Here is a 17,166-nt window from a genome sequence, read left to right on the forward strand (position 1 = left end):
AAACCATTGCGTGACCAAGACGATGGCATAAGTTTAGAGAGAGGTAGACAGTGGAGTACGACATCAGCGACATAAGCGAGGCGGATGCAGGGCGGCAGCGAATCCTATGGGCCGACAGACAGATGCCCGTTCTTGGTTCAATTCGTGATCGTTTTGCAAAGACGAAGCCTCTACAGGGGGTGACCATCGCGGCTTGCCTGCACATCACTACTGAGACCGCCAATCTTCTTCGAACCCTACAGGCGGGAGGGGCGCAGGTCGTTGCCGCAGCATCTAACCCACTGTCGACTCAGGATGACGTGGCGGCTTCGCTCGTCAAACACGACGGTATCGCCGTGTTTGCACGCCGCGGCGAGGATACGCCGACCTACTACTCGCATATCGACGCGGTTCTCGACGCCAAGCCCCATGTAACTATGGATGACGGCTGTGACCTCGTGTCGAGAGTGCATCGGGAGCGTCCCGAACAGGTCGAGAGTATATTTGCTGGCACAGAGGAGACGACGACTGGCGTCATTCGCCTACGCGCCATGGAGCAGGCTGGCTCTCTTGGGTATCCGATTGTTGCAGTTAATGACGCCAACACGAAGCATATGTTCGACAACAGGTATGGAACTGGGCAGTCGACTCTCGATGGTGTGATTCGAGCGACGAATATGCTTTTGGCCGGCAAGACCATCGTGATAGCTGGTTATGGCTACTGTGGTAAAGGGGTCGCCTCTAGAGCACGTGGGCTCGGAGCGCAGGTGGTGGTCACCGAAATCCAACCCTTGCCCGCGCTTGAGGCGGTTATGGACGGTTTCCAGGTGCTTCCGATGGCCAAGGCGGCTCAGATTGGTGATATTTTCATCACCGTAACCGGGAATCGAGACGTGTTGCGGCCCGAGCATTTTCGGGTGATGAAGGACGGAGCAGTACTCGCCAACTCCGGCCATTTTGATGTCGAGATCGATCTAGCAGGACTAGCAGCTATGACCACCGGCGAGCGTCGTCGAATGGTTCGCCCTATGGTGGAGGAGTTCCTTGTCCGCGGCGAAGATGGCAAGGACAGAAGGGTTCAAGTGATTGCAGAGGGTCGTCTCGTCAATCTGAGCGCAGCAGAGGGTCATCCGGCTTCGGTGATGGACATGAGTTTTGCTAACCAGGCATTGAGTGTGGAGTGGCTTGTTGCTCACCGAGGTGAACTATCGGCGCGAGTCTACGATGTGCCTAGCGACATCGATGCATCGGTCGCTGAACTCAAGCTCTCCTCGATGCAGGTAGAGATAGACGAGTTGACCAATGCCCAACGCGAGTATCTCGCCTCGTGGACGGACGGAACGAAGTAGGCCAGAGGATGTGCTCTGTGTGTTGAGGACGACGTCGGCCCCTCGCTCGCGACCCTTTAGATGGCGGTCGGTTTTTGAGTGGATAGGGTCGGCGCAGGAGCTGGAAGGCAGAAGGAGAAGACGAGATGCAGATTGAGTACCGTTGCAAGGGCTGTGTGATTAGCGATGAGTCCAAGTCTCTGATCGAGGATCGGGTTCATAGACTCAGTAAATACCTCGGAGAGGTAGATCGTGCAGAGGTATTCTTCGAACGCTCACAAAATCCAGCGCAGGCCGACAAGGCACATGCAGAGATCACGCTTCGGTTGTCAAGCACGGTGGCGCGCGCCAAGGGATCGGCCGACGATGAGTTGGCAGCCTTTGACCGTGCTGAGCATAAGTTGGCTCATCAGCTTGAGAAGCTCAAGGGTCGCCTCCTTGCCAGGAGCCACCCACATCACCGCCCTGACAAGACAGTCGATCCCTCGCACCTTGATGAGGTTCCCCAGATCGTTCGTTCGAAGGCTTTTGAGCTCGAGGTCTTGGATCCGGAGACAGCTGCTGTGCGTATGGAGCTACTGTCGCACTCGTTCTACCTTTTTATCAATTCGCTAACGGATCGTTCCGCTGTCGTCTATCGGCGTGGAGATGGTTCGGTTGGATTAATAGATCAGGCTGAGGCTGTCGAACCCTCGTAGCAGGCGGAGGCTAGACTGCTGTAGTGCTTGGAGCCACCGGGAGTTGATATGGGTGTAATCGATCGAGTTTTAAAGACTGGTGAGGGCAAGAAGGTCAAGCGACTCGCTGAGGTCGTTCCTCTCATCAACGAGCTCGAACCTGAGTTCGAGTCACTGAGTGACGACGAACTCAGGGCTAAGACTGATGAGTTTCGTGATCGATTGGATGCAGGAGAGACGCTCGAGGATCTCTTGGTTGAGGCGTTCGCTACCGTCCGTGAGGCGGCTAAGCGTGCAATTGGTCAGCGTCATTATGACGTACAGCTGATGGGTGGCATGGCGCTGCATTTCGGCTGGATTGCCGAGATGAAGACTGGTGAGGGCAAGACGTTGGTCTCGACCCTGCCGGTGTATCTCAATGCGCTCACCGGCAAAGGCGTTCACGTGGTAACGGTGAACGAGTATCTTGCTGCTAGAGACTCAGTGTGGATGACCCAGATCTACGATCGATTGGGAATTAGCGTAGGTAGAGTTACTGCCGACATCAGCGATGCCAAGCTCAAGCGTGAGGCCTATGCCAGAGACGTGACCTACGGCACGAATACCGAGCTCGGCTTCGATTATCTGCGTGACAATATGGCGACGACACTCGATGATATGGTCCAGCGTGGACACGCCTACGCCATCGTCGACGAGGTCGACTCCATTCTGATCGACGAGGCTCGTACGCCGCTGATCATCTCAGGTCCATCGCAGCAGTCTCCTGAACTCTATTACAAGTTCGCCGGGGTGGCGCGGACCCTCAAGGAGGGGGTCGACTACGAGGTTGACGAAGAGAAGAAGATCGTCATGACCACCGAGGATGGGATAGCTAAGGTTGAGAAGGCACTCGGGATCGAGAACCTCTATGACATCTCAGCGATGACTTATCTGCACCAATTGAACCAAGCGCTGCGAGCGAAGGATCTCTACAAACGAGATAAAGACTACATCGTCGATAAAGGTGAGGTGAAGATCGTCGATGAGTTCACCGGGAGAATTCTTGAGGGCCGACGTTGGTCTGACGGTCTCCATCAAGCAGTTGAAGCCAAGGAACGGGTTCGCATCCAAGAGGAGAATCACACCTGGGCCACGGTGACGTTGCAGAACTATTTCCGACTCTATGACAAGCTAGCCGGTATGACAGGCACCGCAGAGACCGAGGCCGCCGAGTTTGCCTCGACCTACAAGTTGACCGTCGTTCCTATTCCGACTAATAAGCCTGTCGTGCGCGTCGATCAGGGTGATCTGATCTTCAAGACAGAGGAGGCTAAGTTCAACGCCATTGTCGACGATATCGAGGCGCGCTTCGAACGGGGACAGCCGGTCCTTGTGGGGACGATCTCGGTTGCAAAATCGGAGCTGCTCTCTAAGCTGCTAGGAGCACGATCGATTCCTCATGCCGTATTGAATGCCAAACAACACGCCCTTGAGGCGGAGGTGGTATCTCAAGCCGGTCGTCTGCACGGGGTTACAGTGGCTACCAACATGGCTGGGCGTGGTGTCGACATTCTTTTAGGAGGGAACCCGGATCGGTTGGCACTGTCAGAGTTGATCAACAATGGAGTCGATCCCGAGAGCGATGAGGGCCAACAGCATTATCGGGAGGCGCGTGAGAAGTATGCGCTGATTTGTGCACAGGAGGCAGAGCAGGTTAGGGCGCTTGGTGGCCTCTACGTGATAGCCTCGGAGAGGCATGAGTCGCGTCGCATAGACAATCAGCTACGTGGCCGCTCTGGTCGTCAGGGTGACCCTGGTGAGACCCGGTTCTATCTCTCACTAGAGGACGAGCTGATGCGACTCTTCGCCGGAGGCGGGGTCGTGAACTGGGTGATGGGCAAGGCCTTCCCGGAGGATCAACCTATCGAGGCCAAGACGGTCTCTCGTGCGATCGAGCGTGCCCAAGGCGCGGTAGAGGCGAAGAACGCGGATATTCGTAAGGATGTACTCAAGTACGATAAGGTTCTTGATGAGCAGCGCAAGGTGATCTACGAACGTCGGCGTGAGATTCTAGCTGGGGAGGATTTGGCGGAGTTTACAGTCTCCTCCCTGTCTCGGGTGATCGACCAATTGGTAGATACCTATCTGCCTACCGACTACGAGGATAACTGGAATCTCGACGAACTCTTGGAGCAGGTTGCCCTCTATTGGCCAACCGCCTTTGTCGCGGAGGATCTACATCAGGCGACGACGAAATCACAGGTATCGGCTTCACTCCATGCTGAGGCGCTTGAATTCTATGAGAGTAAATGCGCGAGCCTTGCGGTCGATGGGGACGAGGATCCACTCGCCCCTGCACGCGAGATCGAGCGACAGGTGCTCTTATCGGTTGTCGATCAGCACTGGCGTGAGCACCTTATCGATATGGACTATCTGAGGGATGGTATTAACCTTCGTGCGATGGGTCAGCAGGATCCGTTGGTCGCCTGGCAACAGGAGGGTTACGACATGTTCCAGGATTTGATGAAACGGATCGAAAACGATTACATCCGTTATGTACTCCAAGTTCAGGTTGTGGGTCCAGAGACCCAAGGAGTAGACCTCGGGCAGGCGTCGTATTATGGAGCAACCGATCCTGGCGATGTGAATCTTCTTGAGTCATTCCAGGTAGCTCAGGAGACCCAGCGCGCTGTCGCTCTCGCTGAGCGCCCCATCGAGGATGTGGAGGTGAACTCTCCACTCATCAAGTCTGATGAGGAGCGAATCGGCCGTAACGACCCGTGTTATTGTGGCAGCGGGCTCAAGTACAAGCACTGCCACGGGAAGTGAGTGACGCTAGCGATCGCCTTGAGTTGCTCGAGGCGAGACTTGAGGCTGCCAAGCGCTATCTAAAGGTCGATGACGCCTCCGTGCAACTACAGGAGTTAGAGGCTGAGTTAGCAGCGCCCGAATTTTGGTCGTCGCCGGAGCGCGCACAGTCGATGTCGAGGCGTTACACCCAGCTCAAGGAGGATGTGGCACTGCTTGAGTCGCTACACAGCCGTCTCGACGATGCTCGCGTCTTGGCCGAGTTCCTGGATCAAGGAGATCTAGAGTTCGCTGCCGAGCTCGAGGAGAGTCTCGGCTGGATCTCCGCCAGACTCGATAGCCTCGACACCAGAGCCTTACTCTCGGGCGAGTTTGACGAGGGTGATGCGATCGCCGAGATTCATGCCGGAGCGGGAGGCACCGATTCGCAAGACTGGGCGGAGATGATGTTGCGGATGTACGAGCGCTACGCTGGCGAGGCAGGGTTCAGCTTTGAACTTGATGAGGTCACCGCTGGGGGTGAGGCGGGTATTCTTTCGGCTACCTTCATCGTTAAAGGGAGATATGCCTATGGATTACTGCAAGCCGAACGTGGTGTCCACCGACTGGTGCGTATGTCACCATTTGATTCACAGCACCGACGCCATACCAGTTTCGCCTCGTTTGAGGTAACGCCGTTGATGGACGAGTCGTTTGAGGTGGCGATCGATGACAAGGAGCTGCGGATCGATACCTATCGTTCCTCTGGAGCTGGTGGACAGCACGTGAACGTCACCGATTCCGCCGTCCGGATTACCCATCTACCCACAGGAATTGTCGTATCTTGTCAGAACGAGCGTTCGCAGCTACAGAACAAGGCTAGAGCTATGCAGATACTAATCTCGAAGCTCGAGCAGCGCCATCGGGAGGAGTTTCGGGCCCAGATGAGCGCTATCGGTGGTCCGCAAGCCGAGGTGAGTTGGGCGAATCAGATCCGTTCGTACGTGTTGGCTCCATATCAATTGGTAAAGGATCATCGATCAGGGTACGAAGACCATAATGTAGCCGAGGTGCTCGATGGCAGGTTGGGCCCGTTTATTCAGGCTTTTCTCGAGTGGCGGCGGTCAAATGATGAGGATTGAGCTACTGATCAATCATTCGGGTGGTAGGATATGTCGAGACGATCGAGATCGCTCCGTTTGTGCGTGGATCTGGTCGGCATAAAGGAGTTCTTGAGTGATCAAGTTTGAAAATGTCTCCAAATCGTATTCTAAAGGGAGCCCCGCCGTAAGGGACATATCCTTTGAGATAGATCGCGGGGAGTTCGTCTTCTTGATCGGGTCGTCTGGGTCCGGCAAGACGACCCTGATTCGGCTGATGATCCGCGAGGAGAAGCCCGATGATGGTACGATTTGGGTAGCTGGTAAGAACCTGGTGACCATGCCCAACTGGAAGGTGCCTCATTTTCGCCGTAACGTTGGCGTCATTTTTCAGGATTTTCGGCTATTGCCGAACAAGACGGTCGCACAGAACGTCGCCTTTGCTCTCGAGGTTATTGGTAAGCCGAGCAGATTTATCGCCACGCAGGTTCCGCAGATCCTTCGGTTGGTAGGTTTAGAGGATAAGATGGAGCGCTTCCCGCACCAGCTCTCTGGTGGTGAGCAGCAGCGAGTGGCGATTGCTAGAGCCTTTGTCAATCGCCCACTTATTTTGCTCGCTGACGAGCCGACGGGTAATTTGGACCCGGAGACCAGTTGGGGAGTGATGAATCTTCTCGAGCGCATCAATCGAACCGGCACCGCAGTAGTGATGGCTACCCATGACGTCGGGATTGTGGACTCGATGAGGCGTCGTGTCATCGAGATCGACGAGGGGCATTTGAGCCGCGACCAGGTTCGTGGCGTATACGGGTTGGGTGTCTAGCTAGCGATGTCAGTAAAGTATTTTGCCTCAGAGACCGGTACCAACCTGTGGCGTAACCGTTTGATGTCACTCGCCGCTATTTTTACGGTCGCAATATCGCTCTCGCTCGTAGGGTCGGCGTTGCTGATCAAACAGGGTGTGTCAACGGCGACGGCCGAATGGAAGGGTAACGTTCAGCTCTTGATCTTCTTGCAGCCCAAGATCTCGCCGACTGAGTTTAAGGCAGTGGAGGACCAGTTGCGTCAGCTACCAGCCGTCAAGAGCTTCAGCTACGTTCCAAGGGCACAGGCGTACTCTGACTTTAGACACCTACTCGCCAATCAACCCGATCTGGTGAATGCAGTTCCTAAGTCCGCCGTTCCCACGTTCTTGCGGGTGTCGTTAGTGAACCCTGCGGAGACCAAGGCGGTTGCGGCGATCTTTCAGGGGCAGCCGGGAGTCGATACAGTGAACGATAACTTCTCTGCGATCAACACCATCACCACCGTCTCTAACGTCGCCCAGACGGTAATCCTCGCCGTAGCCATCATCTTGTTGGTCTCTGCGGCGGTTTTGATCTTGAACGTGATTCGTGTTGCGATATTCTCTAGACGACGTGAGGTCGCGGTGATGCGATTGGTTGGAGCAACGAACTCGTTTATACAGATCCCGTTCATGCTCGAGGGGCTCATCCAGGGCCTGATAGGTGCCTTGGTGGCGACAGGGGTTGTGATCCTCGTCAAGTCGCTTATTGGCTATGCAATCTCTCACTTTAAAATGCATCTGCTTGGTGGGTTCGTACTTACCAACCAAAACTTGATCGACACCATAGCTGTTATCATCTTCGCGGGTGTTGTGGTCGGTACTCTAGGATCTACGATTGCGGTGCGTCGCTTCCTTTCCACGTGATAGCCAACTAAACGCTTTAAGTCAGAACAGTTGGCACGCAGGCGCTCTAGAGCAGAGATTCTAAGACAGAGATTCTAGAGCAGAGATCTCGGGTTTAGTTTTCTCTGGATCGTCGATGCGCTGGTCGGTAATCGCGAGCTTCGCGACTCGGTAGGCTCCTAACCCAGGAGCACGAGTTCGCTCCCAGTTTCAGCGTTGAGATAGGTCTGTTCGCCGGCGAGCTAGTCGAGGCATTGGCATAAGCCGGACCAAGCAGGTCAGCGCCGTCCATCTGAGCTGTTGGATTCGGCTATGCGAACGAACTTTATCGCTCTTGGGTTGTGTGTCGATGGTACTAGATAGTGTCTACCATCCGTGGATGTGGTTCTATACAGGGAAAGACCGCCCTGGTGAGGCGGTCTTTCCCTAGTACCGTGGAGGTGGCGGGAGTCGAACCCGCGTCCCTTGGCGCTTTCATGATTCTTCTCCGAGCGCAGTCGGGTTTTTGATCAGTAGTGGTGCCACCCGACGGACTTCACTACCGTTTTCTTGATTGATGTCCTCCAAGAGCCTCAAGAAGAGCCGAAAGGAGTGAGCGTCTGTTTATAACGCCCCGTTTAGATGTCGACGCGACCATCTAAGGGGACGTCACCGGTTTTTAAGCGGCGAGTGCGAACGAAGGTTCGGCATTTATTTTGTTTTCCGGCTTTTTAAAGTGCCTCCGGAGAGCACTGCTCGCTTCATTCACAAAGTCGTCCAAAGTCGAATCCGGTACACCCCCTTTCGGGGTTCATCTTAGTCGACTTAGCTAGCGGGCCCGATGGCCAGCGACAGGCTCAGCGATATTCCGCATGCAGCCTTCTCATCTCCATGGCAGCATCGCGCTCTTGGAGCACGTGACGCTTGTCGTACATGGTACGTCCACGCCCGAGGCCGAGCTCGACCTTTGCCAGCCCGTTTTTGAAGTATACGGATAGCGGAATCAGGGCAAGACGATCTTGCTCGAGCTTGCCGGCGAGGCGATCGATCTCAAAGCGATGCAAGAGCAGGCGTCGGGTGCGTTCAGGACTAAAGGCGCCAAACCCAGTTGCTTGGGCATAGGCGGCTATGTTCATTTTGAGAAGCAACGCCTGGCCGCCTTCGATACGGGCATAGGAGTCGCGGAGTTGGACGCGACCTGCGCGCAACGACTTCACCTCGCCACCTACTAGCTCTAGGCCGGCTTCAACCGTCTCCAGGATCTCGTAATCGTGGCGGGCACGACGGTTTTGGGCTACGATCCTGTTCCCGAAGTGGGCGGGATCTTGGGGCTTCTTTTTTTTTGAACTTCGAGGCAATATAGGTCGCAATCTAAGGATGTGTAGGTGTCGGTTGGTACGCTGGTCACGATGGTGGAGATGCAGACGCTAACCCGCGACATTATTCTAGCGCATTGTACCCAGGAGTATCCTCTTGAGGCGTGTGGGATGTTGCTTGGTGATGAGCGTGGTGTGTCGCAGGCGTACCCGACACGGAACGAGGCACGCTCTGCGAGGATATTTGTGGCCGATCCAGCCGATGTCGCGAGCGCCCGTGAGTCGGCAGTCTCCCAGGGATTGAATGTAGTTGGCGTGTATCACTCGCACACCAACTCTGAAGCCTTCCCCTCCCCGACCGATGTTGCGCAGGCGCCCGACCCAAGTTGGTTTTATGTGGTGGTCTCGCTTGCCCGGCCGTTAGCCGAGCTTCGTTGCTTTGCTATTCGTGATGGGATGGTAACTGAGTTGATGATCGGCGAGCCAGAGCCGTCTGGGGGGCTTGTTTCGTGACGGTGCCCTGGTTGGCTCGCGATCTGATCGCTGAGGCAGCCGGCCATCTCGATGAGCCGGTCGCTGACTATTTCTTCGGTGCAGCCGACCGCGGAAGGTTGATGCACAGGAACTATCAGAGCTGGCAGCGATTCTCGATAGCACCCTCCTATCTCAGCCGTCCACCACGGGCCACGAGTAGAACTAGCTTTCTTGGCCGTCACCTCGACACCCCACTGGTGGTGGCCCCAATCGCCTTTCAGTCGATACTCGATCCCGCTGGCGAGCCTGGTCTAGCCTTCGCTGCCGGGGTCGCTGGTTTCGGGTACACGATCTCGACGCGCTCTAGTCGCAGGTTGTCGGCGATCTCAGACGCTTTTGAGCTCGGCCAGCGTATTGATGCTGCCGAGATCGATGGACTAGATGAGGATCATCGGATACTTCTTGAGAGCTTTGCCGGTCAACGCCATGGAGAGCTCTGGTTGCAGGTATATCAGACCAAGGATCATGACTTTGTCGGCCAACTTCTCGATACCGGAGCCGAGGTGGGGGTAAAAGCGGCTGCCTTGACTATCGACACCCCGTATTTGGGAGCTCGTTACCGTGATAGTGTACATGGTTTCTCGCCGGTGGATCGACTCAAAGAGGTACTCGCCGTCGAGGACCAAGATGGTCCTGCCTTTGGGGATGGCTTCTCGAGCGCGGCGATCGCGCAAGCCATCGAGCTCGATGTCGATGGGTTTATTCGCGATTGTGAGCAACGTGGAATTGACCCGATGTTCAAAGGAGTCCTTTCGACCCCAGATTGGGGCGCGATGCACAAGTTAGTGACTTTGTCGTCGGTCACTCCTTGGATATCGAACCATGGTGGCAGGCAGAGCGATCTTCTTCCAACGACTGCTGAGGCACTGTCCCTGCTTCGAGGTTCCCTTGCTGGGGGCGAATGCATCGTAGATGGTGGCATTGGGGATCCGACAGATGCAATCTGTGCACTTGCTCTCGGAGCTAGAGTGGTGGCTATCGGGCGCCCGCTCATGGCTGCCTATGCGCTCGGAGGTGTGCGGGCCGCTACTGAGTACTTGATTGAGTTTCGTCATCAACTAGTTCGTCAGTTGGCTATTCTCGGCTATGAAAGCCCACGACAGATTGACCCGAGAGCGGTTCAGCTTCGGTTGGAGCAGGGGCGCAGCTCAGATGTTTGAGCAGGCGAGTTCTGACGTTACTGGTGGAGACTCAGCCACAGAGGTGATCGCTGTCTTTGACTCTGGTTTCGGAGGACTGAACATTCTTGAGGCGCTTCGTGATCTCTTGCCATTCGAGCACTTTATATATCTTGGTGATTCGAAGCGCTCTCCTTATGGAGATCGCGATCCAAGTGATGTTACTCAATTCTCGCTCGAGATCCTCAGGTATCTACAGGCTAACTACCGACTTAAGCTGGTGGTTGTCGCGTGCAATACGGCGTCTGCCATCGCACTTGAAAGACTCAAAGCCGAGAGTGAGGTGCCTATCGTCGGTGTTATTGACGCAGCCGTTCGAGCTATTTCGCGAGCTACTCAGAACTCTCGCGTGGGGGTGGTTGGCACGGTTGCTACCATCGGCTCCGGTGTCTATCAACGACGGCTTGCAGGACAAGCAGTTACAGCCGTCGCCTGCCCTGGCGTCGTTGAGTATGTAGAGGCTGGTGCACTAGACGATCCGAGATTGATGGAACTTCTGCAGTCGCTCATGGGGCCGATCAAGGAGGCTGAGGTGGATACCTTGCTTCTTGCCTGCACCCACTATCCCTATCTTGGCGCTCAGTTCCGTGAGGTGCTTGGAGAGGGAGTAGTGTTGATCTCCAGTGGCGAGGAGACCGCTTTCGAGGTTCGAGAACTCTTGGTTGACACCGAACCTACCGAGAACAATCCGGAGATCAGAGGGAAGGTCGAGTTTTTGTGCACTGGATCTGTCGTTGACTTTCTCGAGGTGGGAAGGCGACTCTTCCATGGTGACTTGGAGTCGGTGCACCATATCGAGGTTGGGGCACAAGAGACCACTATGGTCGAACAGGGTGCTAGCAGTTGGAGCCAGGTTGGCCCCAGAGAAGAAAAGGAGCGTGTAAGTGGCCAAGCGTCATGACCAACGAGATCCGTCACAGCTACGTGAGGTGGCCGTTACCCTTGACTACACCGAGATGGCACTTGCTTCGTGCCTCATCGAGGTTGGGAAGACCAGAGTGCTCTGTAGCGTCTCGGCTGAGGATCGTGTCCCCCCTTGGCTTCGCGGCAAGGGATCAGGATGGGTGACTGCAGAGTATGCCATGCTGCCAGCGGCGACCCGCGAACGAACTCCACGTGAGGCGGTACGCGGTAAACAGGGAGGAAGAACGGTGGAGATTCAGCGTCTGATCGGACGCTCTCTTCGATCCTCTGTTGACCTGAAGCGGATGGGTGAGATAGAACTAGTTGTCGATTGTGATGTTATTCAGGCGGATGGTGGTACTCGCACCGCCTCTATCACCGGTGCGTCTTTGGCGCTTCGATTAGCGCTAGCACGACTGGAGAAGGCAGGTAGGGTGCGAGCAGGGGTCATCACCAGCGCGCTCGCCGCGGTATCGGTGGGTATCGTTGATGGTCAGCCGGTCCTTGACCTTGACTACCCTGAGGACTCTTCTGCAGAGGTAGACATGAATGTTGTCATGAATCAAAAGGGTGAGTACGTTGAGATTCAGGGGACAGCCGAGGGTGCACCCTTCTCCAAGGTCCAGCTAGTAGACCTTCTCAAGCTCGCCGAGTCTGGGATTGGACAGCTGCTCAGCCTTGGTGATCAGATACTCGCCGAGCATGCTCAGTAGACGGATAGATCGATGCCGGTGGTTGTACTAGGCCTGGTCACCAGCAACCAGGACAAGTTGGCCGAGATTGCGGCGATGCTCCCGAAGGGGTTTCGAGTCCAGCGCCTTGATCTAGGGGAGGTTGATGAGACCGGAGCCAGCTTCGAGGAGAACGCGGAGTTAAAGGCGATCGCAGGTCTTATGCAATCTAGTGTCGCCTTGGGGGAGGATTCTGGACTCGAGGTTGAGGCGCTACACGGCGCTCCAGGCGTATACTCCAAACGGTACGCAGAGACAGATGTTGCTCGGGTTCGGCGGCTTCTCACAGAGTTGCGTGATGTCGAGGATAGGCGGGCACGGTTTGTGACGGTCATCGCCATGGCACAACGAAGAGGGGTGACCCAATTTTTCCGTGGAGAGGTGGAGGGGCGTATAGCGCGAGAGCCACGCGGTACCCATGGTTTTGGCTATGACCCAGTCTTTGTTCCCAACGAGGGTGATGGGCGTACCTTCGCTCAGATGACTCAGGAAGAGAAGGGAAGCATTTCGCACCGTGGTCGCGCGCTTGCATCGCTTGTAGCCAACGTTGATGCTCTTGTTGATCTCCGCGAGGAGTAGCCGGTTGTGCTCGGACCCCCTCGCGAACGAGCATATGAATCCTGATTGACTGGCCAGTGGTGTGTCTAGTAATCGCTGCAAGTAGCAGTCGAGCAGGCCAAACGGCGCGCTGATGAGGCTGCACTACTCGTTGTGCGGGCGGGGAGACTCGAACTCCCACGTCTCTCGACACGAGGACCTAAACCTCGCGCGTCTGCCAATTTCGCCACGCCCGCTTTGTTGGTGATCCTAGCGGATAAAAAGGGGTATTGGTTCCTTGGAGGCATAAGGATAAGTCGGCTTACCTTGTCTGAGTGAACTTTGGCGGTAGCTCGTCCGATTAGCCTAGATCCCATGGATCACACTGACCTTACTGCCGGTTCTGTTGCTGACTTGAAGGATGCCGCTAACGCCGATCGGGGTGGCGACGTCTACCAGCAGCTGTTGAAGGAGCGCATCGTTTTCTTGGGGTCGGAGGTCAACCAGCTCACGGCGAACGCGATCTGTGCGCAGCTGTTGCTCCTCGCTGCCGAAGATGCAGATCGAGATGTCTCTTTTATCATCAATTCTCCTGGTGGGTCGATCTATGACGGTCTCGCCATCTATGACACCATGCAGTATGTGAGCTGCGATGTCTCAACGATCACTATCGGTATGGCGGCGTCAATGGGGCAGTTCCTGCTTTGCGCTGGTGCGCATGGCAAGCGATTTGCGTTGCCACATGCCCGCATTCTCATGCATCAGCCGTTAGCCCAAATGCAGGGCCAGGCAGCCGATATTGCTATACAGGCGGAGCAGATCATGTACCTAAAGCGGCAGCTAGCGGAGCGGATCTCCTTCCATACCGGTCAGCCGGTTGAGAAGATTCAAGCTGATTCCGAACGAGATCGTTGGTTCACCGCTGATGAGGCACAGGAGTATGGCTTTATCGACCAGGTAATCCGTACGAATTCGTATGGTGCGAGCACAAGTGGGTCCGACTCCTAGTGAAGACCGACCACGCCGGAGCGACGCCTGAGCCTTCTGGGTATCGGCGCGATCGGGAGTTGCCGATCCACCTAGTCCGTCCCTCGATGACGGTGCCTCAGCGGATCGCTAACATCTGGAGGTACCGTGACCTCCTAAAGGATCTTGTTGCCAAGGAGATCAAGGTCAAGTACAAGGATTCGGCTCTTGGGTTCATTTGGAGCCTTTTGAATCCGGCGATGTTTATCTTGATCTACTACATTGTCTTCCAGAAGATACTGAAGAATGGTATCCCGTTATTCGCTATCTACTTAGCGACCGGACTCTTAGCTTGGAACCTTTTCCAATCCGGCGTTCTCGGTGCGACTGGTTCAGTAGTTGGAAACAGTGGACTAGTCAAGAAGGTCGCCTTTCCTAGGGAGATTCTGGCACTCGCCTCAGTGGGCTCAGCCTTCATCTTCTTCCTCTTTCAAACGGTCGTATTGGCCATCTTTTTGGTCGTCTTTCGGGTTGCGCCGAGCCCGCGTTTCGTGTGGTTGGTTCCACTCGCTCTTCTTGGATTATTGATGTTCGCCTGCGCGTTAGCTGTGCTACTTTCAGGTGTCAACGTCTATCTGCGCGATATGCAGCACCTGATGGAGATCCTCCTCCAGGCATGGTTCTGGGCTACCCCGATCGTCTACCCGTTCATGGAACTCTCTAAGCAGTTGCGCGCACACGGGTTAACCTGGCTTTATCTTGCCAATCCAACGACCCCGGTCGCACTTACTTTCCAGAGGGCTTTTTATGTGAAGGCGAATCCGCTCGGGACGAATGGGACGATAGTGCACATTCTTCCTAACTATGGACCTATGTGGTATCTCGCTGTCCTTGGTACAATAATCGTTCTCAGTTTCATCTTCTTCCTGGTATCTGTCTATATTTTCGGTCGCCTGGAAGGGAACTTTGCGGAGGAGTTGTAGTGTCGACTGCAGTCGAGGTGGTGTCGGTCTCGAAGACGTTTCGGCTTTTTCAAGAGAAATACACCTCCTTAAAGGAAAAGGCAATTCACTTTGGGAAAGTACCTCACGAGGTATTTCCAGCCCTTACTGATATCAGCTTTGAGGTGCAACAAGGGGTTACTTTAGGATTGCTTGGGCACAATGGCTCTGGAAAGTCAACGCTGCTCAAGTGCCTTGCTGGCATCCTGACACCCTCAACAGGTGAGATTCGTATTCGTGGTCGCATAGCTGCAATGCTCGAACTTGGAGCTGGCTTTCACCCTGATCTATCTGGGCGTGCGAACATCTACTTGAACGCTGCCTTAATGGGTCTGTCGCGTAAGGAGGTCGACCAGCGCTTTGATGCAATTGTCGAGTTCTCTGAGCTAGGGCCGTTCATCGAGAACCAAGTGAAGTTTTACTCCTCAGGTATGTACGCACGTCTCGGTTTCGCGGTGGCGGTCAACATGGATCCAGACATCCTTCTGGTCGACGAGGTCCTCGCTGTCGGCGATGCTAACTTCCAGCTTAAGTGTCTGGCCAAGATTCGTGAGTTTCAGGAGGAGGGACGGACGATTATCTTCGTCTCCCACTCTCCCGATCTCGTTCGAGCGGTCTGTTCAACTGCTTTCGTCCTCGACCACGGACGTCTGGTCGGTCAAGGCCCAACGGCGGAGGCCGTTGCGCTGTTGCAAAAGTTCCAGCTTTCGGGGTCTGGTTTGAACCATGATCCGAGTACCGAGGATCATCGCCTAGAGGCGGCTATTAGCCGGGATATCCATTTGAACTCGTTGATGGTCAACGGCATGGATGCCGACCGTGGAGTGGAGTTAGCCGCCATGAGCCAGGTGGAGTTGGCGATCGCGATTGAGGATGTCGCATCGCTAGCGGGATCCTGTCATCTAGAGGTGCTTATCTACAACGCCTCTGGGATTGCTCTCATCCGCGCCCATACCCGGGAGATGGATATGGAGCCGGTGTTGATTCGTGGCAGCGTTGAGGCGGTCGTACAGTTTGGGTCGCTTGCGTTGGCGGTTGGCTCCTATTCGATGCAGGTGAATCTCTACCACCCTCAGAGTGGGATGATGATTGAGAGTCGACGCTGGGACAATGCGATCATGATAGTCGGCGGGCAAAAGGGCGTTGGTGGGGTTATCGCAGCTGAGGCGAACGTCTTTGTCAAAGAGGTTTCGAGTCGTAACTTTCTCTGAGTCGACTGCATGAGCGCACTGTATCGCTCCATTGCTGAGGACCTCGGAGATAGCCGGTGATTGGTTACCAGAATCGATCTAGACTCGGTCGATCTGGACTCGGGCGATTTGGTACTGTTCGCTCTCTGTTGAGACAGAGAGAATTATCAATCTGCTTGCTGTAAGATTCAAAAACCGATGCAAGGACCCCCGGCTGTGGATTCACTTGCGTATGTAACGGCGAGGGTCGCTCAATGTTCTTCAGAAGGCGACATAGCTAGCGTAGGACTGGATATACTCGAGTCACGTATCTGTGGACTGTCGAACGTCGGTCAACTAATAGAGGCGATGGAAACCTTGTGATGCAGTGCCAAGAGAGCAGTGCCAAGAGAGCAGTGCCAAGAGAGCAGTGCCAAGAGAGCAGTGCCAAGAGAGCAGTGCCAAGAGAGCAGAGCCAAGAGAGCAGAGCCAAGAGAGCAGAGCCCTGAGTAGTGCGGATGGCCGGGCCTTGTCTGGGCTAACTCAGGCTAACAAGCAATACCGTTAACTTAGGGACCGGCTCCTATGACATAGATAAGATCTTTGGCTGGTCTTGAGGGTTGGGGCCAGTTGCTATGGTTGGGATACTTGGTGGGATAGGGACTCATCCGTTTGCGAATCACACGGGGGTTGGAGCGCAACCTTCGTTTTGGGAGCACTTGGTCAAGGATTTGACAGCTTGCGCGGCTGAATGCTTCAGCGAGAACTTGAGGGGGAAAAACCCGGACTGGTTATAGCACTGGTGCGTACCGTCCGGAGAGAGCCAACAAATGAGAGCGCCACTGGGTCCCCTCGTGTGGATGCCGATACGTCATACATGAGTTCCCTGATGCCAAAGTGAAGGGTTAACATCCCCCAGATCTCCTGGTAGACGAGCTCGGGAGACTGAGACCGTAACACTCTTCGTGCCTCCGACTGATGGGTCTTTAGTTCATCAAAGGCCGATTCGATCTCCCAACGTTTGGAGTAGAGTGCCGCTAGTTCATGAGCCGGTGCCACCTCGGGATCGGTGATGGTGCAAAAGAGCCTGTAGAAGAGATCCGGGTCCTCCCCTTCGGTGATCTGGTACTCAATCACCCTGAGCAGAAGCGGACTCTTTCTGCCCCTGTCCTTATGGTGATAGACGTTGCCAAGGTAAGAACCATCCTCGAGTTCGGCGACCGTCTCAATTCGGTAGTTGCTCTTTGCCCGCCAGAGGAGTTGGGCACCGGTGTTGGCAGCTCGCTGCCAGAGGTCGTAGCCAAAGAACCCT

16 protein-coding genes, 1 tRNA gene, 1 other RNA gene and 1 pseudogene are annotated in these 17,166 nt (G+C 55.2%); 15 read left to right on the forward strand and 4 right to left on the reverse strand.

Annotation, left to right across the window (positions count from 1 at the left end; all coding sequences use genetic code 11):
- Window positions 1-50: 50 nt before the first annotated feature.
- The 7 genes and pseudogenes from ahcY to FEAC_RS05780 all read left to right on the forward strand — a co-directional run bounded on the left by ahcY (window position 51) and on the right by FEAC_RS05780 (window position 7,561).
- Window positions 51-1,328 carry an adenosylhomocysteinase gene (gene ahcY / locus FEAC_RS05755; RefSeq protein ID WP_035388985.1) on the forward strand — a complete coding sequence of 426 codons (1,278 nt, stop codon included), beginning with the start codon at window positions 51-53 and terminating at the stop codon, window positions 1,326-1,328.
- A gap of 125 nt (window positions 1,329-1,453) precedes the next feature.
- Complete coding sequence (gene hpf, locus FEAC_RS05760) at window positions 1,454-2,005, forward strand: ribosome hibernation-promoting factor, HPF/YfiA family (RefSeq protein ID WP_052565754.1); 552 nt, start codon at window positions 1,454-1,456, stop codon at window positions 2,003-2,005.
- A gap of 48 nt (window positions 2,006-2,053) precedes the next feature.
- Window positions 2,054-4,478 (forward strand): annotated as a pseudogene (gene secA, locus FEAC_RS05765) (preprotein translocase subunit SecA); the annotation flags it as partial.
- A gap of 8 nt (window positions 4,479-4,486) precedes the next feature.
- Window positions 4,487-4,792: an SEC-C metal-binding domain-containing protein gene (locus FEAC_RS16580; RefSeq protein WP_473234767.1), complete on the forward strand. Its 306-nt coding sequence runs from the start codon at window positions 4,487-4,489 to the stop codon at window positions 4,790-4,792.
- The gene (gene prfB / locus FEAC_RS05770; RefSeq protein ID WP_035388987.1) at window positions 4,789-5,892 is read left to right on the forward strand and encodes a peptide chain release factor 2; all 1,104 of its coding nucleotides are present in this window, start codon (window positions 4,789-4,791) and stop codon (window positions 5,890-5,892) included. The genes FEAC_RS16580 and prfB overlap by 4 nt, the downstream gene beginning before the upstream one ends.
- Before the next feature lie 94 nt (window positions 5,893-5,986).
- Window positions 5,987-6,673, forward strand: coding sequence for a cell division ATP-binding protein FtsE (gene ftsE / locus FEAC_RS05775; protein WP_035388988.1), 687 nt, complete (start codon window positions 5,987-5,989; stop codon window positions 6,671-6,673).
- 6 nt (window positions 6,674-6,679) lie between these two features.
- Window positions 6,680-7,561, forward strand: a complete 882-nt coding sequence (locus FEAC_RS05780; RefSeq protein WP_052565756.1) for a cell division protein FtsX — start codon at window positions 6,680-6,682, stop codon at window positions 7,559-7,561.
- Between the two features lie 411 nt (window positions 7,562-7,972).
- Here FEAC_RS05780 and ssrA read toward each other — a convergent pair.
- Window positions 7,973-8,321, reverse strand: a transfer-messenger RNA (tmRNA) gene (gene ssrA, locus FEAC_RS14610).
- A 55-nt stretch (window positions 8,322-8,376) separates the two neighbouring features.
- Window positions 8,377-8,877, reverse strand: coding sequence for an SsrA-binding protein SmpB (gene smpB, locus FEAC_RS05785; protein WP_052565757.1), 501 nt, complete (start codon window positions 8,875-8,877; stop codon window positions 8,377-8,379).
- Between the two features lie 27 nt (window positions 8,878-8,904).
- Between smpB and FEAC_RS05790 the strand changes: the two genes are divergently transcribed.
- Genes FEAC_RS05790 through rdgB form a run of 5 tightly spaced genes read left to right on the forward strand, consistent with a single transcriptional unit; the run spans window position 8,905 to window position 12,760 of the window.
- The gene (locus tag FEAC_RS05790) at window positions 8,905-9,348 is read left to right on the forward strand and encodes a M67 family metallopeptidase (protein WP_052565759.1); all 444 of its coding nucleotides are present in this window, start codon (window positions 8,905-8,907) and stop codon (window positions 9,346-9,348) included.
- The gene (locus FEAC_RS05795) at window positions 9,345-10,529 is read left to right on the forward strand and encodes an alpha-hydroxy acid oxidase (RefSeq protein WP_035388989.1); all 1,185 of its coding nucleotides are present in this window, start codon (window positions 9,345-9,347) and stop codon (window positions 10,527-10,529) included. The genes FEAC_RS05790 and FEAC_RS05795 overlap by 4 nt, the downstream gene beginning before the upstream one ends.
- On the forward strand, window positions 10,522-11,448 hold the full coding sequence (gene murI / locus FEAC_RS05800; protein ID WP_052565761.1) for a glutamate racemase: 927 nt from the start codon (window positions 10,522-10,524) through the stop codon (window positions 11,446-11,448). The genes FEAC_RS05795 and murI overlap by 8 nt, the downstream gene beginning before the upstream one ends.
- Entirely contained in the window at window positions 11,432-12,163 is a 732-nt protein-coding gene (gene rph, locus FEAC_RS05805; RefSeq protein WP_035388990.1) for a ribonuclease PH, read from the forward strand. Before murI ends, rph begins: the two co-directional genes overlap by 17 nt.
- 12 nt (window positions 12,164-12,175) lie before the next feature.
- On the forward strand, window positions 12,176-12,760 hold the full coding sequence (gene rdgB / locus FEAC_RS05810; RefSeq protein ID WP_035388991.1) for an RdgB/HAM1 family non-canonical purine NTP pyrophosphatase: 585 nt from the start codon (window positions 12,176-12,178) through the stop codon (window positions 12,758-12,760).
- Window positions 12,761-12,893: 133 nt separating this feature from the next.
- Here rdgB and FEAC_RS05815 read toward each other — a convergent pair.
- Window positions 12,894-12,975 (reverse strand) — tRNA-Leu (locus FEAC_RS05815).
- A gap of 118 nt (window positions 12,976-13,093) precedes the next feature.
- On the opposite strand from FEAC_RS05815, the gene FEAC_RS05820 reads away from it, so the two are divergent.
- From FEAC_RS05820 to FEAC_RS14615, 3 genes are read left to right on the forward strand one after another with little or no spacing between them, the layout of a single operon-like run.
- Window positions 13,094-13,726: an ATP-dependent Clp protease proteolytic subunit gene (locus FEAC_RS05820; RefSeq protein ID WP_035389020.1), complete on the forward strand. Its 633-nt coding sequence runs from the start codon at window positions 13,094-13,096 to the stop codon at window positions 13,724-13,726.
- On the forward strand, window positions 13,726-14,667 hold the full coding sequence (locus FEAC_RS05825) for an ABC transporter permease (protein WP_052565763.1): 942 nt from the start codon (window positions 13,726-13,728) through the stop codon (window positions 14,665-14,667). The genes FEAC_RS05820 and FEAC_RS05825 overlap by 1 nt, the downstream gene beginning before the upstream one ends.
- On the forward strand, window positions 14,667-15,896 hold the full coding sequence (locus FEAC_RS14615; RefSeq protein ID WP_081901032.1) for an ABC transporter ATP-binding protein: 1,230 nt from the start codon (window positions 14,667-14,669) through the stop codon (window positions 15,894-15,896). Before FEAC_RS05825 ends, FEAC_RS14615 begins: the two co-directional genes overlap by 1 nt.
- A 714-nt stretch (window positions 15,897-16,610) precedes the next feature.
- On the opposite strand, the gene FEAC_RS05835 is transcribed toward FEAC_RS14615, so the two are convergent.
- On the reverse strand, window positions 16,611-17,166 hold a 556-nt coding region (locus FEAC_RS05835; RefSeq protein WP_152623102.1), incomplete at its 5' end, for a transposase.

It is taken from the genome of Ferrimicrobium acidiphilum DSM 19497 (assembly GCF_000949255.1).
Classification (GTDB): domain Bacteria; phylum Actinomycetota; class Acidimicrobiia; order Acidimicrobiales; family Acidimicrobiaceae; genus Ferrimicrobium; species Ferrimicrobium acidiphilum.

Bases quoted from the DNA above. Each gene is read 5' to 3' on its own strand.
- hpf (WP_052565754.1), top strand. From the start codon at position 1,454: ATGCAGATTGAGTACCGTTGCAAGGGCTGTGTGATTAGCGATGAGTCC.
- FEAC_RS16580 (WP_473234767.1), top strand. From the start codon at position 4,487: ATGAAACGGATCGAAAACGATTACATCCGTTATGTACTCCAAGTTCAG.
- FEAC_RS05780 (WP_052565756.1), top strand. From the start codon at position 6,680: ATGTCAGTAAAGTATTTTGCCTCAGAGACCGGTACCAACCTGTGGCGT.
- murI (WP_052565761.1), top strand. From the start codon at position 10,522: ATGTTTGAGCAGGCGAGTTCTGACGTTACTGGTGGAGACTCAGCCACA.
- rdgB (WP_035388991.1), top strand. From the start codon at position 12,176: ATGCCGGTGGTTGTACTAGGCCTGGTCACCAGCAACCAGGACAAGTTG.
- FEAC_RS05820 (WP_035389020.1), top strand. From the start codon at position 13,094: ATGGATCACACTGACCTTACTGCCGGTTCTGTTGCTGACTTGAAGGAT.